Genomic DNA, 9,941 nt, shown 5'->3' with positions numbered 1-9,941 from the left:
CGACAGGCATGTGTCCAAGCTCGCCCGGATCTTCGTCACCGAGCATGCCTACGTCGAGCCGGGTGCGGTATGAGCGGGCAGCGCCCGCCCGGCGACTCCGCCAGCAGCCGGATGGCGCGCCGGCCGCTCTCGTCGTCGCTGAACCGGTAGGCGGACGACCGGAACGAGGCCCGGAAACGGCTGTCGGCCTCCAGCGCCACGAGGTCGCGCCGCTCCTCGCCGTCCGCCCAACGCTCCAGCCAGAGCCAGTGGTGCTCGCCGGGGTCGGCCACCGGCACGTCCATGGACAGCAGCAGGTCGAGCAGGTCGACCTCCTCCGGGGCCTTCAGGGTGCGGCCGGCGGCGGTCAACTCGGTCCGTACATGGTCGCCCAGCCGCTCGACGAGCGCGTAGAGCCGGGGCAGGCGCGGTGTCCGCCCGTACGGGCCGTTGCGGAACTCCAGGAAGCGCGTCAGCCAGCCCGCGACCCCGTCGGCGGGCCGCAGCACGCCGTCGGCCAGCTCGCCGGTGACTCCGGACGACTCCAGGATCTCCAGCCACACGCCGGGCATGTCGTGGTCCCTGGCCTCCGGCATGATCTCCAGCAGCGTCGCGCGTACGGCGGGATCGTCCTGGGCCAGCGCGACGATGGCGGGCGCGTGCGACTTCCACCAGCCGGTGGCCGCCCGCAGCGTGGCCGGCAGGGCGATCAGCTCCGCCAGGTAGGCGCGCTCGGCGGCGTCGGCGTCCATCTTCGCGGCGCGGGCGAGCTTGCGCAGATCCTGCGCCATCTGGGACGACGGCGGCAACCCGCCCGCGGTCCGCCGCAGGCACAGCCGGGTGAAACGGCGCAGCGCCTCGTCGGCGGGCAGACGGCCGGCCAGCTCCCTGGCGTACCCGGACAGCACCTTGACCGGCAGCGCCCCCGCCAGCGCGAACTCCAGGAACACGGCGTCGAGCCGGTCCTCGTCCACGTCGAGCCCGTACTGCGCCTCCGCCCTGCGGGCGTGGGAGAACATCTGGCCGGCGTAGGTCGCGTTCTCCACGCCGGTGAAGACGCGCCCGGCCTGCTCGTAGAACGTGGGCAGGAAGTGCGGCACGGACGCGGCGAGCCGGCCGGCCAGCTCCTGGTACGCGTCGAGCGCCGCCTTGGGCTTGGACTTGGCCTGCCGGGCGATGCGTTCGAGCTCGGGCACGACGGCCAGCGCCTGGCGCCCGTCCTCGGGGTGGCGCACCAGCACCCACTCGGGGAAACCGAGCGAGCGGCGCTGCCCGATGCCGACGACCGCGGGCTCGCCCTCGGGCTCCAGCCCGAGGAACCCGGCCGCCAGATCCTCGGCCGCGCGCAGTTCCTCGGCCACCAGCCGGACCACCACCCGGTCGTCCAGCCCCGGGTGCCGGAAGGCGCGGGTCACCAGCGGCACCGCGCCCTCGCCCGCCCCTTCGGCTCCGGGCGGCAGCACGGCCCCGGCCTTCAGCAGCTCCCGCGCCGTCTCTCCCGGCTTCGGCTGCGGCGTCTCCGTCACGACCCCTCCTCGATCTGCCGGCCGGCGTGGAGCGCCGCGGCCATCCGCATTCCCTCCGACCACGCCACCGGCCCGACCTCGGACAGCGGCAGCGACCTGCCCTCCTGGTCGTGCCAGGAGAGATTTCCGGTCTCCATCTCGCCGTCCCAGTACGGCTCGCCGATCCACACGGACGCCTCCGTGATGCGGCCCGCGTCCCGGACCCTGCACGTGGCGTAGCCGCCGGACACCCGGTAGCCGAGCTGCGTGGCCCGGGCCGCCAGCCCGAACCGGGAGGCGTACTTGCCGCCGGCGAACTCCGTCACCTGCGTCGCCCGCGCCCTCACCTCGGCGGGCTTGCGCCAGGTCGCCCGGTGGATCTGCTCGACCTTCTGCGTCACCCCCAGCTCCGCGGCGAACTCCCGCAGATCGTCGAGATCGGGCAGGAGCACCGGATGGGGCAGCGTCACCGTCTCGGGGGACAACCGGACGGTCTCGCCGTCGAGGTTGACCACCCGCAGCTCGCCCGAGGCGGTGGCGTCCCGCAGGAACCCGACCTCGTCGGGGTCGTCGCCGACGACGGCGAGGTCGCGCAGCGCCGCCTGCCACGCCTCGTCCGGCCACACCCGGGCCAGCAGCCCGGTCGGGACGGGCAGGGAGGACACCATCCAGGTGTCCACCTGCGCGACGCACGCCGCCGCGTGCCGGTCGAGCCACTCGGCCAGCCGGCGCAGCCGGTCGACCTCGGGATGCTCGCGCAAGGTCTTGGGCAGAGACTTGAGCTGCCGCCCCACCGCGCGGCCGCTGGTGGAGCGTGCCACCACCCGGCCTTCCATGAGGGCGACCTCATATCCGTCGCCCGCCGCCAGCCAACCCAACGCGTCCGCCTTTCAGACGTCATGTCTCAGAAGTCATGTCTCAGAGGTCATGGGGATGCCGAAACGCCGCGGCTTTCGTCGCCGCGTTGCGGGAACGCTAGCGACCCTGACCGACAAATGGATCACTTTCGGTGCACAACCTACGACGCTCCAGGCTCAGGGGCGTTCCCGCGGGGGGTTATGCGGAGTTTCCCGCCTGCCTTGATCCCTGTCCTTCGGGCGGCTCTCATCAGAAGGAGGAATCTGCCCTGGCATACGCCGAGCGAAGGGGACCCCGACATGACGATCCGGCAGGTGGCGCCTCACCTGGTCTCCTGCGTCCTCGCCTGCATGGCGGTCGCCTGCGCGGCTCCGACTCCAGCGGACCCGACGCGGCGGGACGCTTCCTCATCGGCCGTCCCGACCGAGACCGCGGTGACCACACGACCACCCGCCAAGCGCGTGCCCCTCCGCCTGCCCGGCATGGACGCGGGTACGAAGACCGTCCTCAAGGCCGGCCCTACGAAGGGGTCCATGGTCGTCGGGGACATCCCGCCCGGCAAGGACGAGCTGTGGGTGCTGTTCAACTGTCGAGGGGACGGCAAGGCCGAGATCATGCTGGAGCCGGACGTGCAGATGCCCTTCACCTGCCTCGACGGCCTGATCAGTCCCATCATGAACCGGCTCGACCTCGGGCAGCGGAAGACCCTGACGGTGCGTGTTCAGGCTCCGGACTCGGTCGAGTGGGCCCTCCGCGTCACACGGGGCGCAGGGAGACGGTGAAGGTGCGGCCGTACGCGTGCCGCGTGGCCGCCTGGACCAGCGTGCCGCCCGGCACCCGCCGTACCGTCACCCCTTCGTCCGCCTTCTCCACCCGCAAACGCGCGCCAGGCAGAACGACCGAGACCCGGTCCTGCTTCATCGTCGGGTCCGACAGCGCCACGACCGTACGGTCCCCCGACCGGACCATCACCGAGGCCGGCCCGTCGATGAGCAACCGCCCGGCGAGGCGCGGCCCGTTGGCGAAGACGTTCGCGGCGACGATCCCGAGGGTCTCGTGCCTGATCGCCTGCACGTGCTCAGTGTTGGCGAGGACGGTCAGCGGGCCGCGCGCGTAACGGCGCAGACGGTCCTCCGTCGCGTTCGGGACCAGGGCGTAGGCGAGGGCGGTGAGCCCCCCGGCCGCGGGGTGGGTGACGGACGCGGTGAAGACGTTCTTGGTCACCGGGGTGTCGGGGTTGGACGTGCGGACGACTCTGCGGCTGCGGGTCACCGTCTCCAGCCCCGCCGTCACCGGCTGCCGGGTGAGGAAGGCGTAGCCGACGGCGGTGCGGCGGGTGTCGTTGGCGTACCGGAGCCAGCGGGGTGGCCTGGTGTCGCCCGCCTGCCACGCCTTGCCGTCCCAGCCCTCACCGGCCAGCGCGACCGCGTCTCCCGGGGCGGCGATGCGGCTGTCCACGGTGGTCACCGCGTCGCGGCCGCTCTGTCCGGACACGCCCGCCGCCAGCACGACAATTTCGTCGTCCAGCATGAACCACGACTTGGTCGCGCGGGCGTTCTGGTAGACGACGAAGTCGTCCGGCAGGATGCCGGCCTGCTTGGCGGTGTACGCGGCGTCGTCGGACTGGACCATGCCGGCCACCCCGTACGCGCCGAGGGTGGCGCCGCCGGAGAAGGCGTTGCCGGCGCGCGGGAAGTACACGTAGGTGTTCTGCGACTCGGAGGAGGAGGTGAAGTTCAGCGGGTGGCCCGGGTTCTCGTACCAGAGCCGGCCACCGTACAGCTGGGGCACGGTGCGCCGCTCCTCCACCGGCGCGGTGACGCCGGCCAGCCGGTACGGCGAGACGGTCGTGTAGTAGTCGACGCCGAACGCCTCCCGCTGGTCCTCGCCGGCGAGATAGAGGTGGAAGGCGCCCTCGCCCTGGAACCAGGGCATGAGGTTCTCGCCGCTCATGTACTCGTACTTGCTGATCCGCTCGGAGTTGCGGGCCAGGGCGAAGGCGTAGCCGGGGCGCCGGTGGACGGTCCGGTCCATGGCGTTGAACGCGACGCAGCGCTCCGGCGCGTTCAGGTCGGCGGCGGGGATGGTGGCGTCGGCGCGGATGGCCGCGTAACGGGCGATGCTGACCGGGGAGACGAAGGCGGTCGTGTCGGCGGCCGGGAGGAACTTGACGTACTTCTTCAGCGGGAGCGGGTCCTCGACGTGGTCGGCGAGGTCGGCGACGGCCTCCACGACCACCCCGACGTCGGCGTACCCGGTGCCGGTGCGCGAGACCGCCCGCCCCTTGACGATCTCCATCAGCCAGCCCTCGAAGATCAGCGGGGCGAAGCCGTCGGCGACCCAGCGGTGGACCACGCCGGGCAGGTCCGCCGACGTGCCGCCGCTCGTCGCGCCCTCCAGCGTCTTGAGGGTCTGGACGACGCGGGTGAGCAGGGCCTTGCCGTACGAGCCGGTGTAGGCGACCGAGTGGTGCTGGATGAAGGAGCCGTCGCGGTAGTAGCCGTCGGTGTTGCCGTGCTGGAGGTTGTACGGGTCGATGGTGGCGAAGACGGTCGCCTGGTCGGCGATGGCCTTGCCGACGCGGGCGTCGTCGCCGGTGAGCGCGCCCTGGACGATGCGGTTGGCGGTGATGTCGGCCAGGTTCGCCCCGGTGTGGAAGCGGGAGTCGAGGTCGACGTCGCCGTTCTTGCCGTTGCGCAGGTAGGCGTCCATCGAGGCGATGTAGGTCGCCGTCAGGTCGGGCCGTTCGTCCCGTACCCTGTCGGCGAGCAGGGCGAGGGTCCTGCTCACGTGGGTGGGGATGCCGATCTCCCAGTTGTGCCAGTTGCCGTAGTAGCCCTTCGACTGGTCGCCGTAGTAGCGCTCGTGCAGCCACACCAGCCCGTCGAGGACCCGCCGCTGGGCGGCCGCGTCGTCGAGGAGCTGGCCGCCCGGCGTGCGGGTCGCGAGGGCGATCTCGTACAGGTACTGGAAGGCGAGCCGCAGGTTGACGTCGTCGGCGCCGAGCCGCAGGCCGGAGAACAGCTCGCCGTCGCCCGCCTTGTCCATGGCGGTCAGCCTCTGGCGCGCGGCGTTGAGGATCGAGGCGAGCTTGGCGGCGACCTCGGGACGGGCGTTGACGTCGGGGGTTCCGGCGAGCATCGCCACGGTGTTGGTGATCAGCCGCGCGTGGTCGATCCCGGCCGCGGCACGCGCGTAGGCTCCGGCCTGGGCCTGGGCCTGGGCTTGGGCGGGGGCGGCTGCGGCGAGCAGGCCGGCGGCGGGGAGCAGGGAGAGGACCTGGCGACGGGACATGTGCGGCACTGCGAGCTCCAGAGCCGTAGGGGGGTACGCCCGGCTCACACTACATGATCTACTTTTGTCAGCCCAGGATGCTGACAGCCCCATTCGCCCCCGCGCCGCCGGACGGGGTCAGGCCGCGGTGGGCCGCCGGGTGGTGAGGCCGCGACCGGCGCGGAGGCCGACGAGATCGCCGGGATGCCGTCGCTCGATCGACGGCAAGCCGCCATTGTTTCTCAGGGCATCGGGAAACACCACGGGAAAAGGGCGCCCCGCGCTCCGCGAGGCGCCCCGGGTCAGGTCGTGGTCATCAGAAGACGTTCCAGCGCTGGCTCCAGGTCGAATAGCAGTCCCAGACGTGCAGAATCGCGCCGTTGGTGAAATCGGGACCCTTCACGTCGAGGCACCGCCCGCCGGCCACGTTCTTGAGCTGGACATGGCCGCTGCTGCCGAGCACCTCCCACTTCTGGTTGCTCGCGCTCGAGCAGCCGTACTGGTAGACGGCGTTTCCGTTGGCGTTGGGGACGTCCTCGGACTTGTCGAGGCACTTCTTGGAGAGCACGTTTCTCAACCTGATGAGGCGATGCCCGTTCGTGTTGCCCACTTCCTCGACGATCCAGCGCTGGTTGCGCACCTCGCCGCTGGTCCGATGATCGGACAGGGTCGCCTGGCCGCGGTCCTCGGTCGAATAACCGCGGATGTCGAGAACCTTCTTGCCACTCGATCCCGCCGGGGTCTGCACACTGATCCAGATCCCGTCGTCGGCCTGCGCCGGCGCCGTCGTGACGAGGATCGAGGCGGCGGCCGCCGCGCACGCCACCATCGCGGAGATGATTCTCTTCCTCGGCATGGTCACTGCTTCTCCTTCTGTCGGCTGCACTCGATGCTCGGCTTTCACCGGCACCTGCGACAAAGCCTTTTCGGCAGAGCGCAAAAGCCCAGGAAATCGGCAGGCTTCTCGCATATTCCGGAATCATCTAAAGTGGACGATCATGCAGCGGCTGGTGCTCTTCGATCTGGACAACACGCTCGTCGATCGGCTGGACGCCTTCCGGCGCTGGGTGCGGGCGTTCACGGCGCGGAGGAGGCATCGGCGGCGGGGCCTTCGAGTGGATGGTGCGGCTGGACGGTGACGGCAGCCTGCCGATGGACGTCTTCTTCCAGCGGGTTCGGGAGCGGTTCTCGTTGCCGGAGCCGGTCGAGGAGTTGTGGGGGGAGTACCGGGCCGCATTGCCGCGGCTCGTGGTGTGCCGGGAGCCGGTGCTGCGGGCGTTGGAGGGGTTGCGGGAGGCCGGGTGGCGGGTCGGCGTCGTGACCAACGGGATGGCGGACAACCAGCTCGGGAAGATCCGGCACTCGGGGCTGGCCGAGCGGGTCGACGGGTGGGCGATCTCCGGGGCCGAGGGGGTCCGGAAGCCGGACTCCCGGTTGTTCGAGATCGCGGCGGAGCGGTGTGGCGTCGGTCTCGACGGCGGGGGGTGGGTCGTGGGGGACGATCCGGTCAAGGACGTCGAGGGTGGGCGGGCGGCGGGGTTGCGGACCGTTTGGGTTGATCGAGGGGTTCAGGCGTGGCCTTCCGGTTTGGCGGCGCCCGGTCATGTGGTCGCCGATGTCGAGGGGGCCGTGGGCGTCATCACCGCGCCGGCGTGACACCGGCGTCGGGTCCACGTACGTGGAGGCTCACGTCCGTACCGTGGGGGGCGGGGGTGAGCTGGGTGGGCGGTGCGGTGCCGCGGGGCGGGCGGGCGGTGTTGCCGCTGTCGTTGACGCTGGTGAGCGGCATGCTGGACGCCGTCTCCTACCTGGGCCTGGGGCACGTCTTCGTGGCCAACATGACGGGGAACGTCGTCGTCCTCGGCATGGCTCTCGGCGGTTCGCCGGACTTCTCCACGCCGGGGTGCCTGGTGGCGCTGACGGGGTTCGTCGGCGGGACGGTGGTGTCGGGGCGGCTGGCCAGGGCCGTGCCGCGCTGGCCGCTGCCGGCGCTGGTCGTCGAGTCCGCACTGCTGGTGACGGCCACCGTCGTGGCGTTCGCCGGGCTCACGTCCGCGTGGCGGTTCGTGGTGATCTGCGTGCTGGGGCTGGCGATGGGGTTGCGTACGGCGAGCATCCGGCTCGCGGGGGTGTCGGACATCACCACCACCGTGATCACCAGCACTCTGGCCGTCCTCGGCGCGCACTCCGCGCTGGCCGGGGGCGACGGGGCCGGGTGGGAGCGGCGGCTCGGGGCCGTCCTGCTGCTGCTGGCGGGTGCGGCCGGCGGCGCGTGGCTGATCCTGCGCTGGGGGCCGGGCGTCGCGTTGGCGGTGGCCGTCGGGATTCAGGTCGTCGCGGGCGGCGCGTACGCTTACCTGGCGCGACGTCGGTCGTAGACCATTCTGTGGGGTGCGGTGTGACCTGGTGGGCGGTGGTCCGGTTCCTGCACGTGCTGTCGGCGGCGGTGTGGGTGGGCGGGCAGCTCACCGTGTCGCTGGTGGTGCTGCCGCCGGCGCGGCGCCTGCTGGACGAGGATCGGCGGGGCGCGCTGCTTAAGGCCGTGGGGCAGCGGTTCGGGGTGTTCACCGTGGCGGTGTTCCTGCCGGTGCAGGTCGCCACCGGCGTGGCCATCGCCGCGCACAAGGGCGTCACCTGGGGATCGCTGGCCGAGCCGGGGTACGGGCGGGTCCTCGCGGCCAAGCTGCTGGTGTTCTGCCTGGTCATGGTGGCGGCGGGGGTTCATGGGTGGGCCGGCGTCGCGGGGCGGGCCCTGTTCGCCCGGGTGACGGCGCTGGCGGGGCTGGTGGGGTCCGTCGTGGTCGTCCTGCTGGCGACCGCGCTCCCCTCCACGTGACCGCGCCTGATTGCGGCTACAGGTACGTGGTGAACCAGGCCGTCGCGAGACGGGCCACCTCGTCCAGGGCTCCGGGCTCCTCGAACAGGTGCGTCGCCCCCGGCACGATCTCCAGCCGCGTCTCCCCCGCCAGCCGTTCCATCGCCTGGCCGTTGAGGTCGAGGACCAGCGGGTCGGCGCCGCCGACGATCAGCAGCGTGGGCTGGCGTACGCGCTCGAGGCGATCCCCCGCGAGGTCGGGCCGGCCGCCGCGCGAGACCACCGCGTGCACCCTGTTGGGCAGGGACGCGGCGGTCACGAGGGCCGCCGCCGCGCCCGTGCTGGCACCGAAGAGGCCGGTCGGCAGGCCCTCCGTACGGGCGTCCGTCTGCGCCCAGTCGCTCAGCGCCTCCAGCCGGCGGGCCAGCAGGCCGATGTCGAACCGCAGCTCGCGCGTCACCGAGTCCTGCCGTTCCTCCTCCAGGGTGAGGAGGTCGGCGAGCAGGGTGGCCAGGCCGGCCGCCTGGAGCCGCTCGGCGACGTGACGGTTGCGCGGGCTGTGCCGGCTGCTGCCGCTGCCGTGGGCGAACAGCACCAGCCCCCTGGGGCGACCGGCCGGGCCGGAGGGGAGGGCGAGGTCCGCGTCCAGCGTGACCCCTCCGCCCACGCGCACCCGGAGCGCCTCGTTCATGCCGAGCCCTTCACGGGCAGGCCGGCCGCGGCGTCCGGTACGACGATGTCCATGCGGGCCATCCGCTGGTACCCCGTCTCCGGCGGCCGGGCCGGGATGTCGAGCGACGGCCTGTCCACCTCCTGGTACGGGATCGACGACAGCAGGTGGGAGATCATGTTGATCCTGGCCCGCCGCTTGTCCTCGCTCTCCACCTCGTGCCAGGGGGCCTCCGGGATGTGGGTGTGGACGAGCATCTCGTCCTTGGCCCTGGAGTACTCCTCCCAGCGGACGAACGACTGGAGGTCCATCTCGGACAGCTTCCAGCGCCGCATCGGGTCCTCCAGCCGGTCACGGAAGCGGCGTTCCTGCTCGGCGTCGCTGACCGAGAACCAGTACTTGCGCAGCAGGATCCCGTCCTCCACCAGCAGCCGCTCGAAGATGGGGCACTGGTGCAGGAAACGGGTGTACTCCTCCTGCGTGCAGAAGCCCATGACCCGTTCGACGCCGGCCCGGTTGTACCAGCTCCGGTCGAACAGCACGATCTGCCCGGCGGCCGGCAGGTGCTCGACGTAGCGCTGGAAGTACCACTGCGTCCGCTCGCGCTCGGTGGGCGCGGGCAGGGCCACGATGCGGGCGACGCGGGGATTGAGGTACTCGGCGACGCGCTTGATGGTGCCGCCCTTGCCGGCGGCGTCGCGTCCCTCGAAGACCACGACGACCCGCCGCCCCTCGTCGCGCACCCATTCCTGGAGCTTGACGAGCTCGCCCTGCAGCCGGAGCAGTTCCTCCTCGTAGGGCTTCCTTCTCAGCTTCCCGGAGGTCTTCGTCATCCGTACCA

General features: G+C 71.8%; 11 protein-coding genes. 5 read left to right on the top strand and 6 right to left on the bottom strand.

All coding sequences use genetic code 11. From position 1 onward, the window contains the following. Positions 1–35: 35 nt before the first annotated feature. Both AB0H81_RS18745 and AB0H81_RS18740 read right to left on the bottom strand, forming a co-directional pair. Positions 36–1,505, bottom strand: coding sequence for a hypothetical protein (locus AB0H81_RS18745; protein WP_358375893.1), 1,470 nt, complete (start codon positions 1,503–1,505; stop codon positions 36–38). Beyond that, entirely contained in the window at positions 1,502–2,362 is an 861-nt protein-coding gene (locus AB0H81_RS18740) for a DUF4132 domain-containing protein (protein WP_358375891.1), read from the bottom strand. The genes AB0H81_RS18745 and AB0H81_RS18740 overlap by 4 nt, the downstream gene beginning before the upstream one ends. A gap of 279 nt (positions 2,363–2,641) precedes the next feature. Here AB0H81_RS18740 and AB0H81_RS18735 point away from each other — a divergent pair, with 279 nt between their 5' ends. Beyond that, positions 2,642–3,124, top strand: coding sequence for a hypothetical protein (locus AB0H81_RS18735; protein ID WP_358375889.1), 483 nt, complete (start codon positions 2,642–2,644; stop codon positions 3,122–3,124). On the opposite strand, the gene AB0H81_RS18730 is transcribed toward AB0H81_RS18735, so the two are convergent. Together AB0H81_RS18730 and AB0H81_RS18725 are read right to left on the bottom strand one after the other, a co-directional pair. Beyond that, complete coding sequence (locus AB0H81_RS18730) at positions 3,099–5,636, bottom strand: polysaccharide lyase family 8 super-sandwich domain-containing protein (protein ID WP_358375887.1); 2,538 nt, start codon at positions 5,634–5,636, stop codon at positions 3,099–3,101. The two genes, AB0H81_RS18735 and AB0H81_RS18730, sit on opposite strands and share 26 nt — an antisense overlap. A gap of 295 nt (positions 5,637–5,931) precedes the next feature. Then, on the bottom strand, positions 5,932–6,471 hold the full coding sequence (locus AB0H81_RS18725; RefSeq protein ID WP_358375885.1) for an RICIN domain-containing protein: 540 nt from the start codon (positions 6,469–6,471) through the stop codon (positions 5,932–5,934). On the opposite strand from AB0H81_RS18725, the gene AB0H81_RS18720 reads away from it, so the two are divergent. The 4 genes from AB0H81_RS18720 to AB0H81_RS18705 are packed head-to-tail and all read left to right on the top strand — an operon-like array spanning position 6,452 to position 8,451. Beyond that, positions 6,452–6,754: a hypothetical protein gene (locus AB0H81_RS18720; protein WP_358375884.1), complete on the top strand. Its 303-nt coding sequence runs from the start codon at positions 6,452–6,454 to the stop codon at positions 6,752–6,754. The genes AB0H81_RS18725 and AB0H81_RS18720 overlap by 20 nt on opposite strands. Beyond that, positions 6,735–7,271, top strand: a complete 537-nt coding sequence (locus tag AB0H81_RS18715; RefSeq protein WP_358375882.1) for an HAD family hydrolase — start codon at positions 6,735–6,737, stop codon at positions 7,269–7,271. Before AB0H81_RS18720 ends, AB0H81_RS18715 begins: the two co-directional genes overlap by 20 nt. 56 nt (positions 7,272–7,327) lie before the next feature. Then, positions 7,328–7,993 carry a YoaK family protein gene (locus AB0H81_RS18710; protein ID WP_358375880.1) on the top strand — a complete coding sequence of 222 codons (666 nt, stop codon included), beginning with the start codon at positions 7,328–7,330 and terminating at the stop codon, positions 7,991–7,993. 20 nt (positions 7,994–8,013) lie between these two features. After that, entirely contained in the window at positions 8,014–8,451 is a 438-nt protein-coding gene (locus tag AB0H81_RS18705) for a hypothetical protein (RefSeq protein WP_358375878.1), read from the top strand. A gap of 16 nt (positions 8,452–8,467) precedes the next feature. Here the strand turns inward: AB0H81_RS18705 and AB0H81_RS18700 are convergent, their stop codons facing one another. Continuing rightward, the gene (locus tag AB0H81_RS18700; RefSeq protein ID WP_358375876.1) at positions 8,468–9,121 is read right to left on the bottom strand and encodes an alpha/beta hydrolase; all 654 of its coding nucleotides are present in this window, start codon (positions 9,119–9,121) and stop codon (positions 8,468–8,470) included. Beyond that, positions 9,118–9,933, bottom strand: a complete 816-nt coding sequence (gene ppk2, locus AB0H81_RS18695) for a polyphosphate kinase 2 (RefSeq protein WP_358375874.1) — start codon at positions 9,931–9,933, stop codon at positions 9,118–9,120. The genes AB0H81_RS18700 and ppk2 overlap by 4 nt, the downstream gene beginning before the upstream one ends. Between the last annotated feature and the right edge of the window lie 8 nt (positions 9,934–9,941).

It is taken from the genome of Nonomuraea sp. NPDC050691 (assembly GCF_040654455.1).
In the GTDB taxonomy this organism is placed as follows: domain Bacteria; phylum Actinomycetota; class Actinomycetes; order Streptosporangiales; family Streptosporangiaceae; genus Nonomuraea.
The sequence above is the reverse complement of the archived record's forward strand: the minus strand, read 5'-3'. Positions and strand labels throughout refer to the sequence as shown.

What these genes read in the sequence shown, in the direction of transcription:
- AB0H81_RS18715 (WP_358375882.1), top strand. Translation starts at nt 6,735, where the DNA reads ATGGTGCGGCTGGACGGTGACGGCAGCCTGCCGATGGACGTCTTCTTC.
- AB0H81_RS18725 (WP_358375885.1), bottom strand. Translation starts at nt 6,471, where the DNA reads ATGCCGAGGAAGAGAATCATCTCCGCGATGGTGGCGTGCGCGGCGGCC.
- AB0H81_RS18720 (WP_358375884.1), top strand. Translation starts at nt 6,452, where the DNA reads ATGATTCTCTTCCTCGGCATGGTCACTGCTTCTCCTTCTGTCGGCTGC.
- AB0H81_RS18735 (WP_358375889.1), top strand. Translation starts at nt 2,642, where the DNA reads ATGACGATCCGGCAGGTGGCGCCTCACCTGGTCTCCTGCGTCCTCGCC.
- AB0H81_RS18730 (WP_358375887.1), bottom strand. Translation starts at nt 5,636, where the DNA reads ATGTCCCGTCGCCAGGTCCTCTCCCTGCTCCCCGCCGCCGGCCTGCTC.
- ppk2 (WP_358375874.1), bottom strand. Translation starts at nt 9,933, where the DNA reads ATGACGAAGACCTCCGGGAAGCTGAGAAGGAAGCCCTACGAGGAGGAA.
- AB0H81_RS18700 (WP_358375876.1), bottom strand. Translation starts at nt 9,121, where the DNA reads ATGAACGAGGCGCTCCGGGTGCGCGTGGGCGGAGGGGTCACGCTGGAC.